The sequence below is a fragment of the Hansschlegelia zhihuaiae genome (assembly GCF_004103825.1).
Taxonomy (GTDB): domain Bacteria; phylum Pseudomonadota; class Alphaproteobacteria; order Rhizobiales; family Methylopilaceae; genus Methylopila; species Methylopila zhihuaiae.
The window spans coordinates 40,876-57,318 of sequence record NZ_RYFI01000004.1 but is presented as its reverse complement, the minus strand read 5'-3'; the positions used below and the strand labels follow the sequence as shown (position 1 = coordinate 57,318).

Sequence of the window (16,443 nt, the reverse complement as noted above, 5' to 3'; positions counted from 1 at the left end):
GGGGGGGGCGGGAGCCTGTTCGCCGCGTCCTCCGGGCTGCGCGGCCTCGAGGAGCTCCGCCGGTCGCTGGATGCGGAGGCGGACGCGCTGTTCAGTCCACAGGCGCGCACCAAGCCGTTCAACGACCTGCTCCGCCGCCACGACGCCGCCCGGAAGCGTCTTCACGAGCTCGAGCTCGGCGCGAGCGCCTGGCGGAGGCTGAACGACGGCATCGAGACGCTGGAAGCGCGCTGCGCGGCGATCGCGGACCGGCTTAGGACGGTGCGCACGGAGCGGGCGCGCGTCGAGCGGCTCCAGCTCGCGCATGGCGCGGCGGCGTCGGTCGAGGCCGCCCGGCGCGAACTCGCGGCCTGTGGCGACGCGCCCGAGATCGCGCCTCGCCTCGCCGAGGAGCTGGCCCGGCGCCTCGACGCCGCCGCGGCCGCGGCGGCGGAGGCCGGGCGTTCGGCCGACGCGCTGGCGCGCTCCGAAGCCGAGCTTTCGGCGACCGCGGTCGACGACGCGGCGCTTGCGGCCGCGGAGGCGGTCAAAGGGCTGGTCGAACTCTCGGGCGCCTATCTCGCGCATCAGCGCGACCTGCCGCGCGTCCAGCGCGAGGCCGACGGGCTGGCGGAGCAGCTCGCGCGGCTCGCCACGCGCCTCGGCCTCGCGGACGTGGAGGCTGTCGAGCGCGCCCTGCCGGCCGACGCCTCGCTTGCGGCGCTGAAGGAACTCGTCGAGGAGGGACGCGAGCTCGCGCGCGCCGGCGCCGAACGCCGCAAGGCCCTCGAGGGCGAAAGCGCGCGCCTTGAGAAGCTTCGGGCCGAGCGGGGGTCGGAGCAACCCGTCGATCCGCGGCCCTTGCAGGAGGCCTTCGCGGCGCTTCAGCCGCGGCTTAAGCCTCTGGAGCGGCGCGAGGAGCTTGCGGCGGAGGCGGGGCGGGAGGCCCGCGGGCTCGCCGAGGCCGCGGCGCGGCTGTCGCCGCCGGTCGACGACCTCGACCGGCTCGCGACCCGTCCCATGCCCGGCGCGGAGGCGATCGCGCATGCGCGCCGCGAAGACGAACGGCTCGCGGCCGAGATCGCGCGCGCGGACGAGGCGCTCGCCAAGGACCTCGGCGAGATCGTCCGGGTGGAGGCCGGGCTAGCCGTGCTGGCCGAGGGCGAGCCGATCGCGTCGGCGGAGACGGTCGCGGCGGCCCGCGCGGCCCGCGACGCCGCCTGGACGCCGCTGAAAGCGCATCTGCTCGGGGCGGCGGCCCTGCCGGCCGACGAGCTCCGCGACCACGTCGCCGCCCTCGACAGCGAGACGGCGGCGGCCGACCGGCTGGCCGACCGGCTGGCCCAGGACGCCGACCGGCTGGCGCGCCGCAGCCAGCTCGTGGGCCGCCGCATGGAGCTCTCCAGCGCCGCCGAAATCACCCGCGCGCGCCTCGCCGAACTCGCCTCGCGGCGCGAAGCCGTCGGGCAGGCATGGGTCGAGACGTGGGACGCCTCTGGGGTCGCGCCGGCGTCTCCCGAGGTGATGGACGGCTGGCGCAGGGAGCTCCTCGTGCTGTTCGGGCGTCGCGAGCAGAACGAGGAGCGCCGCGCCATGCTCGCCCGTCTCGACGCCGTGGAGGCCGCTTTGCGTCCCTCGCTGGAGCGTCTCGCGCAGGGCTGCGGCCTCGCGGAAGAACCGGGGGAGGGCGCGGCCGCGCTCGCCGCCCGGATCGGAAGCGGGCTCTCTGTCCTCGCCGAGCGATGGAGCCGGGCCGACAGGGACGCGGCCCAGATCGCCGACCTCGAGGAACGCGTCGCGCGGCTCGAGCGGGAAGAGGGGGCCGCGGAGCTCGCCGCCCAGGCCCATCGCATGCGGTGGCGGGCGGCGCTGCCTTCGCTCGGTCTCCCCGCCGACGTCTCCTTCGCGGCCGCCGAGGCGGCGCTCGAGGCCTGGCGCGAGGCCCCGGGCCTGATCGCCGAGCGCCAGAACCGGACCAGCCGCGTGCGCGGCATGCGGCGCGACGCCGAAGCCTTCGCCGATGGCGTCGGTCGGCTCGTCGCGGAGATCGCGCCGGATCTCGGCGACCTTCCGCCCGACGCTGCGCTTCGGCGGCTCGACGAGCGGGCGGCGGCCGCGCGCGACGCTGAGACCCGCCGCGGAGAGGCGCGGCGCAGGCGGGCCGACGCGGCGACGCGCGACGCCGAGGCCCGTCGCAAGCTCGACGCCGCGCGGCTCGAACTCGCGGAGGCCGGCGCCGGACTTCCGGCGGACGTCGATCTGCGCGAGCTGCTTGCGCGGGTCGCGGCGCGAGAGCGCCTGCGGGCGACGCTTGGCGAGCGTCTTGCCCATCTGCTTCAGGTCGGCCGGGCCGCCGACGAGGCCGCCCTCGTGGCCGAGCTCGAAGGCTTCGATCCGGACGCCGCGCCGGCCGCGATCGAGGCGCTCAAGGTCGAGGAGGAGCGGCTCGCCGTCGAGGACCGCGAGGTGTTCGCCGAGCTCGACCGCGAGCGTCGGCGGCGCGACGCGCTCGGCGGCGCCGACGCCGAACGGGCGGCCGCCGAGCAGCGCGCGGCCGGCGCCGCGCTCGGCGCGATGGCGCGCGAATGGGCGGTGCTCAAGGTCGCCGGACTGCTGCTCGGCGCCGCGGTCGAGCGGGCCCATGCGGCCGACCGGAACCCGACGCTCGATCGCGCGGCGAGCCTGTTCGGGACGCTGACCGGCGGCGCCTTTTCTGGCTTCGCGGAGGATTACGACAAGGACGAGCCGCGTCTCGTCGCCCGCCGCGCGTCGGGCGAGAAGGTCGCGATTCCGGGCCTCAGCGAGGGCACGCGCGATCAGTTCTATCTCGCGCTCCGGCTCGCCGCGGTCGAGGATTACGCGTCGCGCGCCGCGGCGCCGCCCTTCATCGCCGACGACCTGTTCGCGAGCTTCGACGACGGCCGCACTGCGCAGGGATTGAGGGCGCTCGCCGAGATCGGCGGCCGGGCGCAGCCGATCCTGTTCACCCATCATCGCGCCGTGGTCGAGGCCGCCCGCGGGGCGCTCGGCGACGAGGCCGACGTGATTGAGCTCGAGCCGTTCAGGCCCTGAGGGCCGCGCGGACGCGGACGGCGATCGCCTTGGCGGCCCGCCACGCGGCGGTCGCCCGCGCCCAGGCGAGCGCGCGGTTCCGCACCACGACGACAACGCCGTAGCCGCGCGCGAACCAGCCGATCGTCAGCAGCTTCGGCTTCGCGACGTGGAAGATGCGCTCGCAGATGAAGATGCTGCCGAGATGCGCGGCGCCAAGCGCCACGAGGCCCGAGGCGAGATGGTGCGCCATCCAATAGACCGCGAGCGCCTTGAACGGCTCGATGATCGCGAAGGGCACGGCGAAGACCGCCAGCGCCCCGTAGGGCGGCAGCGCCGCGATCGCCGCGCCGATGCGCTGGAACGGCCGCAGCCGCGCGAGCGCCGCGATGACCGGCCGGACGACCGGGCCGAAGACAGCGTCGAGCGCGTCATAGGCGAGGATCAGCGCGGCGAGCGGGATGGAGGCGGCGCGTTTCAGGCGGTCGAGCATGCGGCGGGACGTCCGCGACGGGCGCAGGGTTCGGACGGCTGCTGGAGCGGTTCGCCCAGGATCTCGGCCTGCCCGCGGCGGCATAGCGCGAAACCCGGGAGCGTCGAAACCGCGACGTCATGCCCGGACTTGATCGGGGCTCCATCGCTGAGCGAAGATGCTCTCCGAAGCGATGGATCGCCGGGTCAAGCCCGGCGATGACGCTTCACTCGGGCGCGACGCCGCCCTAAAGAATCTGCCCCAGGAACGTCTTGGTGCGCTCGTCCTTGGCGTTGTCGAAGAACTCGGCGGGCGGCGCATGCTCGACGATGACGCCCTTGTCGGTGAAATAGATGTGGTCCGCGACGTCGCGCGCGAACTTCATCTCGTGGGTGACGAGGATGCAGGTCATGCCCTCCTCGGCGAGCTCGCGGATGGTGACCAGCACCTCCTTGACCGTCTCGGGGTCGAGTGCGGCCGTGACCTCGTCGAACAGCATGACGTCGGGCCGCATGCAGAGCGAGCGGGCGATCGCCACGCGCTGTTGCTGGCCGCCCGAGAGCTCGCCCGGATAGGAGTTCTCCTTGCCGGTCAGCCGCACCTTGGCGATCAGCTTGCGGGCCCGCTCCTCGACCTCGCGCTTGTCCTGCTTCAGCACGTTGATGGGCGCCATCATGACGTTCTGCAGCGCCGTCTTGTGCGGAAACAGATTGTACTGCTGGAACACCATGCCGACCTTGCGGCGCAGCGCGAGCTGGTCGAGCTTCGGGTCGTTGACCTCCTGGCCCTCGACCAGGATGGAGCCCTTGGTGACCTCGACCAGCGCGTTGATGCAGCGGATCAGCGTCGACTTGCCGGAGCCCGACGGGCCGATGATGCAGATCGCCTCGCCCTTCTTCACGTCCATCGAGACGCCTTTCAGCACCTCGAAGCCGCCGAAGGATTTGTGGACGTCGCGGACGCTGACGATCGGCTGGTCGGGCGTCCAGGCCGGGGCGGCGTCGGCGGTGGGAGCAGTCGCCAAATCGAGCCTCCTGGCTGGGTTTAGGTCTTGACGTTGAAGCGGCGCTCGAGGCGCTGCGTCAGCTTACCGATGGGGTAGCAGTAGAGGAAGAAGCAGAAGCCCGCGAAGCCGTAGAGAGGAGCGAACAGTTCGGGCCGGCCGCCCTCGGCGGCGTGGACCTGGGCCGTGAGCGTCAGCATCTCGGTGACGCCGACCACCGAGGCGAGCACCGTCGCCATGGTGATCAGCGAATAGAGGTTCATCCAGGGCGGCAGCATGCGCTTCACGCATTGCGGCAGCACGATCTGCCAGATCGTCTGCGTGCGCGTGAAGCCGAGCGAGGTCGCGGCCTCCCACTGTCCGTTCGGGATCGAGCGGATGGCTCCGCGGAGGAGTTCCGACACATTCGCCATCACGGGCAGCGCGAAACCGATGATCGCCTTCACCCAGTCCGGGAACGGCATGATCACGCCGAAGATGTTGAACTGGAACGGGATCATGAACATTGCGAAGAACAGCAGCACCAGCCAGGGCGAATTGCGGAAGAACTGGGTCAGGAACCACGAGACCTTCCGCACGATCGGGTTGACGCTGATCTGGCCGAGGCCGAGGATCACGCCCGTCACCGTGCCGAGCGTCATCGCCGCGATCGAGATCACGATGTTGAACGCGAAGCCCTTCAGCAGCAGCGGAGACCATTTGATGATGACCGAGAAGGGCGTGGCGGGCGCCGTGGAGAGCGCCTCGGCCGCCGACGCCGGCGGCTGGGCGGGCGGGGTCTGGGCGGTCGCCATGCTGGCGATCAGCACGGCGGCGACCACGAAGAACAGGCCGTGGCGCCATGTCAGGCGCGGAAAGCCGATCGGCTCCGGCGCGCGCGGCGGCAGCAGCACGGCCATGGGGCGGCCGGGGGAGGCGAATGCGTCGCTCACTTGCCGCCTCCCTGACCGTAGCCCGGGATCGCGAGCGAGCGCTCCCACCGATTCATGACGAAGACCAGCACGCCGACCAGCGACACATAGGTGATGAGCAGCAGCGTCATCATGGTCGGGACGTTCTGGCTGTCGGTCCAGATCTGCTTGGAGACGTAGGTGATCTCGGGCACCGCGATGGCGTAGGCGAGCGAGGTGGTCTTCAGCAGGTTGACGAGGTTGTTGTTGAGCGCCGGCAGGCAGACCCGGATCGCGAGCGGCAGCACGATGTGCCGATAGGTGCCGAGCCGGGTGTAGCCGAGCGCGGTCGCGGCCTCCTTGGTGGAGTTCGGCACCGCCTCGATGCCGGAACGGAAGATTTCGATGTTGAAGGCGCCCGCGAACAGCGACAGCGAAAAGATCGCCCACTGCACATTGGTGAACAGCGGCCCCATCATGCCGTCGGCGTCCTCGACGCGCGGCAGGATCGCGCCGAGGCCGAAATAGAAGAAGAAGATCTGGACCAGCGGCGGCGTGTTGCGGAAGACCGTGATGAAGCCGTTGATCGAATAGCGCAGCACCCGGCTCGGCGAGCCCTGCGCCCAGGCGCCGACGATGCCGATGATCAGGCTGAAGATCAGGCTGAGGGAGCTCAGATAGATGGTCATCCCGAGACCCGAGATGAACCGCTTCTGATCGAACTCGTCATACAGGATCGTCAGGTTGATCCCGGTGGATTCGTAGAGCGAGCGGCCGAAGTCGGCGACGGCGCCTTCCATCAGCGCGCGGGCTCCGGCGAAGCGGGCGTCCTACAGACCATCACGTCCAAGCTCCCAATGACGCGGTGAGCGACGACGAAGGGCGGGCCGCCGCGCGGCCCGCCCGGCCAAGAGCCCGTCAGCTCTTCGCCTTCTCCTCATGCATGCGCTTGGCGTAGTCGGTCGGCGTGATGCCGTATTTCTTCTCGAGGTCGACGATCGCGCCGGACTTCATCCAGTCGACCGTGACGTCGGACAGGTATTTCGCGAAGGCGTCTTCTCCGTTCTTCACGGCCATGATCCACGGCGTCTCGAGGATGCCGGGCAGCGGCATGCCGTAACCTTCGGACCAGTCCTTGTCGAGGAGTTTGCCCTGGATGAAGGTCTGATCGTAAAGGTAGCCGATGCACTCGCCCTGCTTCAGCGCGAAGAGCGGCTTCTCCGAGCCGTCGAAGGCCTTCACCTCGGCGCCGTATTTCGACGAGACGTCCTTGTTGTAGAACGCGCCGGAGGTGCCGCAGAGCGTCTTGCCCTTGAGGTCCTCCCACTTCGTGTACTTGGCCTTCTTGGACATCAGGATGTTGACCGAGTCCGAATAGTACTGCGGATCGACGGCCAGCACGCTCTTCCGGCGCTCCGGTTTGTCCGACATCGTGGCGATGACGATGTCGATCTTGCCCTGCTGCAGGAATTCGATGCGGTTGGCGGACACGACCGGCACCAGCTCGAGCTTGACGCCCAGGCGCTTGGCGACGTCGGCGGCGAGGTCCGGCTCGATGCCGACGATCTGCCCGGACGGGTCGCGGAAGCCGAAAGGCTTGTAGTCGGCCTTGACGCCGACGATGAGCGTGCCCCGCTGCTTGACCTGGTCCATCTGGTCCGCCAAGGCGGGCGCCGCGCTCGCCGCGAGCAGCGCGAGGGAGGCGATGACGAGCTTCTTCATATGATTGTTCCTCAACCGTCAGTGCGCGTTGGCCCCCTCCGCGGTCGTCCGCGGCCCCGCTTCCATGACAATGCCGCACCAAACGACAGTCGCCGTCAAGCGTGCGCGCCGGGTTTTTGAGCGGCGCCTAAAGAGGCGTCTGCGGTTGCGCAGATGCTGTGCGAAATCGACGGAAAAACCCGCCGCTTAGAAGTCTTCGCGCGAACGCCGGGGTGGCCCGATCGGATCACTCGACGAGCCGCGTGGCCGCCACGTAAAGGGTGATCGGCGCCGCGAGGATCGACAGCGAAAGCGCGATCAGGCCCGCCGCGGCGCGCAGCGCGGCGACGAGGTTGCGGCGCCCGCCCGCCTGGCGCGCGAACTCGGCTCCGATCGTCGTCAGCCTGTCCATGGGGACGGTCCCGTGAAGCGGCCGGAATTGGAGGATGACGCTTCCGAGGCGACAATACGTAGAGATACGTAAGCCGGCGCGCGGTCGCCTCAGCGGAAACCCACCGAGGTCAGCGCCCAGATCGCGAGCGGCGCGACCGAGAGCGTGCCCACGAGGCCGGTAAGCAATACTGAATACGCGAGAAATGTCCGCGCCGCCTGGAACCGCGGCTCGTTCGACCCGGCGAAATGACCCGACGAGAAATCCATGAAGCGCCCCTTCGGGCGTGCATGGTTAACAAAATGTGACCGGGGCGCCATTCGGGAAACTGCGGAGGCCGAGCCTCGCGCCCAGTGGTTGCGGCTCGGGGGCCGCTTCGTCGCATCGCCGCCGACCGGCCGCTAGCCCCGGCCGAGACCGCCGGCGCGCTCAATGAAGCGCGCGACCTCGTCGACGCCCTCGCCGTTGCGGACGCTGGCGAATACGTAAGCCCCGCCCTTGCGCATGCGGATCGTGTCGGCCTCCATCACCGACAAATCCGCGCCGACCATCGGCGCGAGGTCGGTCTTGTTCACCACCAGCATGTCGGAGCGGGTGATGCCGGGCCCGCCCTTGCGCGGAATCTTCTCGCCGCCCGCGACGTCGATGACGTAGACGGTCACGTCGGCGAGCTCCGGCGAGAAGGTCGCGGCGAGGTTGTCGCCGCCGCTCTCGATCAGGATCAGGTCGAGGCCGGGGAAGCGCGCCGACATCTCCGCCACCGCCGCGAGGTTGATGGAGGCGTCCTCGCGGACCGCGGTGTGCGGGCAGCCGCCGGTCTCCACCCCCATGATGCGCTCCTCCGGCAGCGCGCCGGCCTCGACCAGGATGCGGGCGTCCTCCTTGGTGTAGATGTCGTTGGTGATGGCGCAGATCTCGTAGGTCTCGCGGAAGCGCCGGCAGAGCGCCTCCATCAGCGCCGTCTTGCCGGAGCCGACGGGGCCGCCGACGCCGACGCGCAAGGGACCGTTCGAAGAGCTCATGAGCGGAAAAGCCTCGTGTACTGGGTCTCGTGGCGGGCGGAGCCGAGATCGAGCCTGAAGGTCGCGTTGGCGAGATCGTCGATGGACAGCGCCGACGCCTCGTCGGGGAGAGATCGGGCGAGGGGAGCGAGCCGCGCGACGATCCGCGCGCCGGCCGTCTGGCCGATCGGGGCGAGCCGGACCGCGGCCGAGACCAGCGCCTGCGCGACGGCGACGAGGAAGGCGGCCGCCGTCTCGCGCGCGTCGATCCCATGCGCGGCCGCCGCGGCCCCGACCGCGACCGGATAGGCGACCGCGCCGGGCAGCGCCATTGCTACGCCGTTGACCCGCTCGTTCGGCCAGGCGGCGCGGACGGCGTCCAGGAAGCTGCGGCCCTGCTGGCTGGTCTCGAGATGCAGCTCCTTGGTCGGCGCGAAGGCGAGCGCGAGGTCGTTGACCTCCGCGAGAGCCGCGGCGTCGCCGGCGGCCGCTGCGCGATGCGCCGCCTGCAGCAGGATCGCGTCGTTCCTGCCGAAGCCGAGCGCGAGCGCGTCGCGGAGCCACGCCTCGAGCGAGGCCTCGTCCGAGACCTCGCCGTCCTCGACCGCCTGTTCGAGCCCGTGGCTGTAGGCGTAGCCGCCGACCGGGAAGGCGGGCGACAGCCATGCGAGGAGGGTGACGGCGTCACCCATGGTCGTGGCCGTGATAGGCGCCCTGCTCGGGCCGGAACGGGCGCCTGACGGGCCGTGAGGCGCCCCCCAGGCCCCGCACCATCTCGACCAGCACATGGTCGGGCGCGACATAGATCGCGTCTCCGGTCACCTCGGCCGGCGTGTGGCGGTTGCCGAGGTGCCAGGCGATCTTGGCGAGCCGCAGCGGCGTCGCGGCGGTGATCTCGATCAGCTCCTCCTCGGCCGCCCGCACCTCGATCAATCGCCCGTCTTCGAGCGCCAGCGCGTCGCCGTCGTTGAGGCCCATGGGGCGGGGCAGGTCGAGCAGGAAGGCGAGGCCGCCATCCGCCGTCATGGCGAGCCGCCGGCCCCCGCGCGCCTCGTGGTCGAGCGTGATGCGGTCGGCGACAGCGGCGGGCTTCACGGCGGGGCGGCGGACGACGTTGGTGGCACGGGTCATGGCTGGCGGACGCGATTCGCGTGCTTCGAGACGCTTCGGCTCGCGCCGAAGCTCCTCAGCATGAGGAACGTGGAGGATGGCAGGCGCAAGTCCTCCTCATGCTGAGGAGCGCCGAAGGCGCGTCTCGAAGCACGCAGCCTTGCCCCAACCTTCAGAACAGAAAATACCGCTGCGCCATCGGCAGCACCTCGGCCGGTTCGCAGACCAGAAGCTCCCCGTCGGCCCGCACGTCGTAGGTCTCGGCGTCGATCTCGATGACGGGCGTCGCGTCGTTCAGCACCATGGATTTCTTGGAGATGCCTCCGCGGACGTTCTCGACCGCGACCATCGGCTTCCGCGCCAGCACCTTGTCGGGCAGCCCGTCCTCGAGCGCGGCCTTCGACACGAAAGTCAGCGAGGTCGCGATCGGCCCAGCGCCGAAGGCCGCGAACATCGGCCGATAATGCGCCGGCTGCGGCGTCGGGATCGAGGCGTTGGGGTCGCCCATCGGGGCCGCGGCGATCACGCCGCCCTTGATGACGAGATCGGGCTTCACGCCGAAGAAGGCCGGCGTCCAGACCACGAGGTCCGCGAGCTTGCCGGCCTCCACCGAGCCGACATGCCGCGACACGCCGTGCGCGATCGCCGGGTTGATGGTGTATTTCGCGACGTAGCGGCGGGCGCGGAGATTGTCGTTGTCGCCGGTCTCGCCCGGCAGCGCGCCGCGCTGCCGCTTCATCTTGTCGGCGGTCTGCCAGGTGCGGATGATCACCTCGCCGACGCGGCCCATCGCCTGGCTGTCGGAGGACATCATCGAGAGCGCGCCGAGATCGTGCAGGATGTCCTCGGCCGCGATCGTCTCCTTGCGGATGCGGCTCTCCGCGAAAGCGAGGTCCTCGGGAATCGACGGGTCGAGGTGGTGGCACACCATCAGCATGTCGAGATGCTCGTCGATGGTGTTGCGCGTATAGGGCCGCGTCGGGTTGGTGGAGGAGGGCAGCACGTTGGCGAGCCCCGCCACCTTCATGATGTCGGGCGCGTGGCCGCCGCCGGCGCCCTCGGTGTGGAAGGCGTGGATCGTGCGGTCCTTGAAGGCCGCGATCGTGTCCTCGACGAAGCCGCTCTCGTTCAGCGTGTCCGAGTGGATCATCACCTGGACGTCGAGCGCGTCCGCGACCGAAAGGCAGCAGTCGATCGCGGCCGGCGTCGTGCCCCAGTCCTCGTGAAGTTTTAATGCGCAGGCGCCGCCGCGGACCTGCTCCTCGAGCCCTGCCGGTAGCGAGGCGTTGCCCTTGCCCGCGAAGCCCAGATTCATCGGGAAGGCGTCGGCGGCCTCGATCATCCGGGCGAGGTGCCAGGGGCCGGGCGTGCAGGTGGTGGCGTTGGTGCCGGTCGCAGGCCCCGTGCCGCCGCCGAGCATGGAGGTGACGCCGGAGTTCAGCGCCTCCTCGATCTGCTGCGGGCAGATGAAGTGGATGTGGCTGTCGAAGCCGCCGGCCGTGACGATCTTGCCTTCGCCGGCGATCACCTCGGTGCCGGGCCCGACCACGATGTCGACGCCGGGCTGGACGTCCGGATTGCCGGCCTTGCCGAGCTTGACGATATGGCCGCCCAAAATGCCGATGTCGCATTTGAAGACGCCGGAATGGTCGAGCACCACGGCGTTGGTGATGACCGTGTCGACCGCCCCTTGCGCTCGCGTGTGCTGGCTCTGCCCCATGCCGTCGCGGATCGTCTTGCCGCCGCCGAACTTCACCTCCTCACCATAAATGGTGAAGTCCCGCTCGACCTCGATGATCAGCGTCGTGTCGGCGAGCCGGATGCGGTCTCCGGTCGTCGGCCCGAACATGTCCGCATAGGCGGCGCGGGAGATCCTGGCGGGCATGGTTTTACCTTAGATTCGCGTGATTTTTGAGTTCTTTGGTGTAGTCTTTGCCCGACGTGAGAACCAGTTTGGCTCTATTACTTGAACGACATCTGATACAAAGTGGCGTTTGAGATCGATAATATAATTACGTGTTCTTTCCCGATCTATAACATTCTGTGCATCAAATTCCTTGAGAGAAATATATGCGCCTACCAAGTAGTCTAGAACGTCTGGGCGTATGCCTATGTAGGCGTATGGTTTTGATGCGCCTAATTCTGCCGTCTTGTCATTTTCGAAGATAAATCTACCTTCATCTATAAGGCTACTAAAAGACTCCATCAGTATCAATTTGCGCTTGTTCACCTCCTCTGCGTCGCTGGCGGTTATGGACAGCAACTCATGCGCTCCGGAGAATGTACGGACGCATTCACGTGCCCAAGTAACGACTTGCTCATACCACGCTAGACGGAACGACGCCTGCTGTTGATGCCACGCGAACCAGGCTGCAACCAACGAAACAATGAGCGCTACGATGGAAATTCCGTCGCCAAACTCCATCGGAGCCTCGTTGAAGCTATAGCTCGCCCATCACGTCCTGGCGGAAGCCGAACACCTTCCGCGTGCCCGAGAACGGCACGAGCGTCACAGTGCGGGTCTGGCCCGGCTCGAAGCGCACGGCGGTGCCGGAGGCGATGTCGAGCCGCATGCCGCGGACGGCCGCGCGGTCGAACTCCAGCGCCGGGTTGGTCTCGAAGAAATGGTAGTGGCTGCCGACCTGGATCGGCCGGTCGCCGGTGTTGGCGACCGTGACTGTGACGGTCTCGGCGCCGGCGTTGAGTTCGATGTCGCCTGGCGGCGTGACGACCTCGCCGGCCGCGACCGACGAGGCCTCGCCGCGGATCGGGTGATGCACCGTGACGAGCTTGGTGCCGTCCGGGAACGTCGCCTCGACCTGGATGTCGTGGATCATCTCCGGGACTCCGTCCATCACCTGGTCGGCGGCGAGAACGCCCGCGCCCGCCTCCATCAGCTCCGCCACTGTCCGTCCGTCTCGCGCGCCCTCGACCACGAAATCGGTGATCAGCGCGATCGCCTCTGGATGGTTGAGCTTCACCCCGCGGGCGAGGCGGCTCCTCGCGACGATCGCGGCCATCGCGATCAGCAGCTTGTCCTTTTCGCGAGGCGTGAGGTTCATCAGCAGGTCCAGACGCGGGGGAGGGGGCGGCCGATCAGGATCGGCAGCACGGCGCGCGCGGCGTCGCGCAGCGCCTCCGACAGGCGGGCGAGCATACGCACGACCAAAACGCCGTTCCAGGCCGTGGCGCCGGCCTCGACGTCGTGGCCCGCGAGAACCTCGCGGACCGCGTCGAGCCGCGCCTCGGCGTCCGGCGCGACATGCAAGATGGTGGCGAGAGAGGTCGCGCCGCCCGCGACGGTTCCCTTGGCGAGCAGGTCCCGGATCGGTCCGAAGAGCCGAAGCGTCTCGGCAAAAACCAGACGACCACCACGGCGGACGCGCCAGCGGTCCTCGATCAGCCCGTGTTCGACGGTCTCGCCGCGCGCCTGCCGGCCGAAGGCGACCGCCTCATAGACCGTTAGGGCCGCGTCCGGCGCGACCTCGGCGTCCAGCGTGCGGGCGAGCCGGGCGCGGTCGAACAAAATAGTCTCCTGCGGCGCCCAGACGACCGCGCCGCCGGCCTCGACGGCGAGGCGGGTGGAAACCCGCGTGTCAGGTCCGTCGGAGCGGTAGACGCGCTCGGCGCCGGGGGTGGAGAGCGCGAGCGCCGCGCCCGGCCCGACCTCTGCCTCGACGGACATCCGGTCGCCGCAGGCGAGGCCGCCCGCGATGTTGAGCATCACGCCGTCTAGCCCGTGCTCGGCCTTCGGGAATCGCAGCCGCGACGAGCCGCTCTCGGCCAGGCGCGTCACGCGGGGCAGGCCGCCGCGGGCCTCGACGCGCAGAGCGATCCGCCCCTCCGCGCGCTGTCTGCGGAGGGCGGGCGCCGCATCCTCGCCGTCATGCCCGGCCAAAGGCTGGGTATCCACGATTTTTGTTGTCACGGGCGGGGTCGACGAAGTCGTGGATACCCGCGCTTCGCGCGGGCATGACGGGCGAGGATCGCTCGCCTTTCCGTCGATCGGTTCAGAAATGCAGGCGCTGACGGACATCGTCCCCCTCGAGCGCCTTGGCGTCGCCGGATTCGACCACCTCGCCTCGCTCCATGACGATGAACCGGTCCGCGAGCTCCTGCGCGAAGTCGAAATACTGCTCGACCAGCACGATGGCCATGGTGCCCTTGTCCCTGAGGTAGCGGATGGCGCGGCCGATGTCCTTGATGATCGACGGCTGGATGCCCTCGGTCGGCTCGTCGAGCACCAGCAGCTTCGGCCGCGTGACCAGCGCCCGACCGATCGCGAGCTGCTGCTGCTGGCCGCCCGAAAGATCGCCGCCGCGCCGCCCGAGCATCGACTTCAGCACCGGGAAGAGGTCAAACACGTCCTCGGGGATCGACCTGTCCTTGCGCTTCAGCGGCGCGAAGCCGGTTTCGAGATTTTCCTTCACGGTGAGCAGCGGGAAGATCTCGCGGCCCTGCGGGACATAGGCCACGCCGAGCGCCGCGCGGTCGTAGGGCCTCAAGCCGTCGATCTCCTTGCCCTCGAGCGTGATGCGCCCGCCCGAGATCGGCCGCTGGCCGGTGATGGCGCGCAAGAGCGAGCTCTTGCCGACGCCGTTGCGGCCGAGCACGCAGGTGACCTCGCCGGCCGCGGCCGTCACCGAGACCCCGCGCAGCGCGCGGGACGAGCCGTAATAGAGCGAGACGTCCTCGACGCTCAGCATGGGAGAGACCTCCGCTCACGGCCGGACTGCGTGCTTCGAGACGCGCCGGCTTCGCCGCCGCTCCTCAGCATGAGGACCGTTGAGGAAGCGAGGAAACTCAAACGTTCCTCATGCTGAGGAGGCGCGCAGCGCCGTCTCGAAGCACGCACTCGGTCGCCGCCTCGCATCCTCACCGCCCCAGATAGACTTCGACGACGCGTTCATTGGTCGACACCGCGTCGAGCGAGCCTTCGGCCAGCACCGAGCCCTCGTGCAGACAGGTGACCTTCACGCCCAGATCCCGCACGAAGACCATGTCGTGCTCGACCACGACGACCGAGGCGGTCTTGGCGATCTCGCGCAGGAGGTCGGCGGTGTCGGCGGTCTCCTGGTCGGTCATGCCGGCGGCCGGCTCGTCGACCAGCAGCAGCTTCGGCTCCTGGGCGAGCAGCATGCCGATCTCGAGCCACTGCTTCTGGCCATGGCTGAGTTCGCCCGCCTTGCGGTCGCGGCTGCCGGTGAGGCGCACGCGCTCCAGCAGGGCGTCGATGCGCTCCTTCTCGGCCTTGGTGCGCTTCGAGAACAGTGTGGGGAAAGGCCGGCGGTCGGTCTTCAGCGCGAGCAGGATGTTGTCCTCGACGGTGTGCATCTCGAACACGGTCGGGGTCTGGAACTTGCGGCCGATGCCGAGCTCGGCGATCGAGGCCTCGTCGAGCTTGGTCAGGTCGTGGCTCGCCTCGAACACCGCGACGCCCTGGTTGGGGCGCGTCTTGCCGGTGATCACGTCCATCATCGTGGTCTTGCCGGCGCCGTTCGGGCCGATGATGGCGCGCATCTCCTGCGCGTCGATCGACAGCGACAGCGCGTTCAGCGCCCGGAAGCCGTCGAACGTCACCGAGACGTTGTCGAGATAGAGCAGCGCGTTGGTGGTCAGTCCGCCGATCGCCATCAACTCACTCCGCAGGCGCAGCTTTGGCGGGCGCGGCCGGCGCCGTCGGGGCCGGCAGCTCGGACTTCCGCCTGATCCCGAAGAGGTCGGTGATCAGCCCGACCACTCCCTTCGGCAGCAGCAGCGTGGTCAGCACGAACAGGCCGCCGAGCGCGAACAGCCACATCGAGGGCAGAACGCCCGTGAACCAGGTCTTGCCGGCGTTGACCAGGAAAGCGCCAAGCGCTGCGCCGACCAGCGTGCCGCGGCCGCCGACCGCGACCCAGATCACCGCCTCGATCGAGTTGGCGGGCGCGAATTCCGACGGGTTGATGATGCCGACCTGCGGCACGTAGAGCGCCCCGGCGATCCCTGCGAGCATCGCCGACAGCGTGAACACCACGAGCTTGTAGTGCTCGACCCGGTAGCCGATGAAGCGCGAGCGGCTCTCGGCGTCGCGGATCGCGACCACGACCTTGCCGAGCTTCGAGGTCACGACCCAGCGCGACAGCAGATAGCTGCCCGCGAGCGCGAACGCGGTGAGCGCGAACAGCGCCGCGCGGGTGCCCTGCGCCTGCACGGGGAAGCCGAGGATGTCCTTGAAGTCGGTGAGGCCGTTGTTGCCCCCGAACCCCATGTCGTTGCGGAAGAAGGCGAGCATCAGCGCGAAGGTCAGCGCCTGGGTGATGATCGAGAGGTAGACGCCGGTGACGCGCGAGCGGAAGGCGAGCCAGCCGAAGCAGAAGGCCAGCGCCCCGGGGACGAGCACGACCATCAGGAGCGCGAACCAGAAATGGTCGAAGCCGAGCCAGAACCACGGCAGCTCGGTCCAGTTCAGGAACACCATGAAGTCCGGCAGGACCGGATTGCCGTAGACGCCGCGCGGCCCGATCTGGCGCATCAGGTACATGCCCATCGCGTAGCCGCCGAGCGCGAAGAACGCGCCATGGCCGAGCGACAGGATCCCGCAATAGCCCCACACCAGGTCGAGCGCGAGCGCGAGCATCGCGAAGGCGAGGTACTTGCCGAGCAGCGGCACCATGTGGTCCGGCACATGGAGCCAGGAGTCCGGCGGCAGCAGCAGGTTCGAGGCGGGGATCAGCGCCGCCATGGCGAGCACGACGGCGAGGAAGATCATCCCCGCGCCGTCGAGGAAGCGGTAGCGGCTCATGGGCGAGGCTCCCCGCCATGTCCCGGCCGCAGCGAAGCGGAGAGCCGGGACCCATATCCGC

18 protein-coding genes are annotated in these 16,443 nt (G+C 69.3%); 1 reads left to right on the top strand and 17 read right to left on the bottom strand.

Annotated elements, in window-relative coordinates; translation table 11 throughout:
* Nucleotides 1-3,051, top strand: a 3,051-nt coding sequence (locus tag EK403_RS05630; protein WP_164919506.1) for an AAA family ATPase, incomplete at its 5' end; no start/stop codon positions are given.
* Here EK403_RS05630 and EK403_RS05625 read toward each other — a convergent pair.
* The 17 genes from EK403_RS05625 to urtC form a co-directional block, all read right to left on the bottom strand.
* Nucleotides 3,041-3,523: a hypothetical protein gene (locus EK403_RS05625; RefSeq protein ID WP_128776532.1), complete on the bottom strand. Its 483-nt coding sequence runs from the start codon at nt 3,521-3,523 to the stop codon at nt 3,041-3,043. The two genes, EK403_RS05630 and EK403_RS05625, sit on opposite strands and share 11 nt — an antisense overlap.
* A 226-nt stretch (nt 3,524-3,749) precedes the next feature.
* A complete protein-coding gene (locus EK403_RS05620) occupies nt 3,750-4,526 on the bottom strand; it encodes an amino acid ABC transporter ATP-binding protein (protein WP_128776531.1) in 777 nt (258 codons plus the stop codon).
* Between the two features lie 20 nt (nt 4,527-4,546).
* Nucleotides 4,547-5,404, bottom strand: coding sequence for an amino acid ABC transporter permease (locus EK403_RS05615; protein ID WP_128776703.1), 858 nt, complete (start codon nt 5,402-5,404; stop codon nt 4,547-4,549).
* Nucleotides 5,405-5,433: 29 nt separating this feature from the next.
* Nucleotides 5,434-6,195, bottom strand: coding sequence for an amino acid ABC transporter permease (locus tag EK403_RS05610; RefSeq protein WP_128776530.1), 762 nt, complete (start codon nt 6,193-6,195; stop codon nt 5,434-5,436).
* A 118-nt stretch (nt 6,196-6,313) separates the two neighbouring features.
* Nucleotides 6,314-7,117, bottom strand: a complete 804-nt coding sequence (locus EK403_RS05605) for a transporter substrate-binding domain-containing protein (protein WP_128776529.1) — start codon at nt 7,115-7,117, stop codon at nt 6,314-6,316.
* Between the two features lie 226 nt (nt 7,118-7,343).
* On the bottom strand, nt 7,344-7,508 hold the full coding sequence (locus tag EK403_RS22230) for a hypothetical protein (RefSeq protein ID WP_164919505.1): 165 nt from the start codon (nt 7,506-7,508) through the stop codon (nt 7,344-7,346).
* Between the two features lie 89 nt (nt 7,509-7,597).
* Nucleotides 7,598-7,756 carry a hypothetical protein gene (locus EK403_RS22225; protein ID WP_164919504.1) on the bottom strand — a complete coding sequence of 53 codons (159 nt, stop codon included), beginning with the start codon at nt 7,754-7,756 and terminating at the stop codon, nt 7,598-7,600.
* A gap of 132 nt (nt 7,757-7,888) precedes the next feature.
* Nucleotides 7,889-8,509: an urease accessory protein UreG gene (gene ureG / locus EK403_RS05600; RefSeq protein WP_128776528.1), complete on the bottom strand. Its 621-nt coding sequence runs from the start codon at nt 8,507-8,509 to the stop codon at nt 7,889-7,891.
* Nucleotides 8,506-9,180, bottom strand: coding sequence for an urease accessory protein UreF (locus EK403_RS05595; protein ID WP_128776527.1), 675 nt, complete (start codon nt 9,178-9,180; stop codon nt 8,506-8,508). The genes ureG and EK403_RS05595 overlap by 4 nt, the downstream gene beginning before the upstream one ends.
* Nucleotides 9,173-9,619, bottom strand: a complete 447-nt coding sequence (locus EK403_RS05590) for an urease accessory protein UreE (RefSeq protein ID WP_128776526.1) — start codon at nt 9,617-9,619, stop codon at nt 9,173-9,175. Before EK403_RS05590 ends, EK403_RS05595 begins: the two co-directional genes overlap by 8 nt.
* A 151-nt stretch (nt 9,620-9,770) precedes the next feature.
* Complete coding sequence (gene ureC / locus EK403_RS05585) at nt 9,771-11,483, bottom strand: urease subunit alpha (RefSeq protein WP_128776525.1); 1,713 nt, start codon at nt 11,481-11,483, stop codon at nt 9,771-9,773.
* Between the two features lie 9 nt (nt 11,484-11,492).
* Nucleotides 11,493-12,023, bottom strand: coding sequence for a hypothetical protein (locus EK403_RS05580; RefSeq protein WP_128776524.1), 531 nt, complete (start codon nt 12,021-12,023; stop codon nt 11,493-11,495).
* Between the two features lie 16 nt (nt 12,024-12,039).
* On the bottom strand, nt 12,040-12,660 hold the full coding sequence (locus EK403_RS05575) for an urease subunit gamma (RefSeq protein WP_128776523.1): 621 nt from the start codon (nt 12,658-12,660) through the stop codon (nt 12,040-12,042).
* Nucleotides 12,660-13,526 carry an urease accessory protein UreD gene (locus EK403_RS05570; RefSeq protein WP_245479529.1) on the bottom strand — a complete coding sequence of 289 codons (867 nt, stop codon included), beginning with the start codon at nt 13,524-13,526 and terminating at the stop codon, nt 12,660-12,662. The genes EK403_RS05575 and EK403_RS05570 overlap by 1 nt, the downstream gene beginning before the upstream one ends.
* 82 nt (nt 13,527-13,608) lie before the next feature.
* Entirely contained in the window at nt 13,609-14,304 is a 696-nt protein-coding gene (gene urtE, locus EK403_RS05565; RefSeq protein WP_128776521.1) for an urea ABC transporter ATP-binding subunit UrtE, read from the bottom strand.
* Nucleotides 14,305-14,473: 169 nt separating this feature from the next.
* Nucleotides 14,474-15,232, bottom strand: coding sequence for an urea ABC transporter ATP-binding protein UrtD (urtD, locus tag EK403_RS05560; RefSeq protein WP_128776520.1), 759 nt, complete (start codon nt 15,230-15,232; stop codon nt 14,474-14,476).
* 4 nt (nt 15,233-15,236) lie between these two features.
* Nucleotides 15,237-16,382 carry an urea ABC transporter permease subunit UrtC gene (gene urtC / locus EK403_RS05555; protein ID WP_128776519.1) on the bottom strand — a complete coding sequence of 382 codons (1,146 nt, stop codon included), beginning with the start codon at nt 16,380-16,382 and terminating at the stop codon, nt 15,237-15,239.
* Nucleotides 16,383-16,443: the final 61 nt, after the last annotated feature.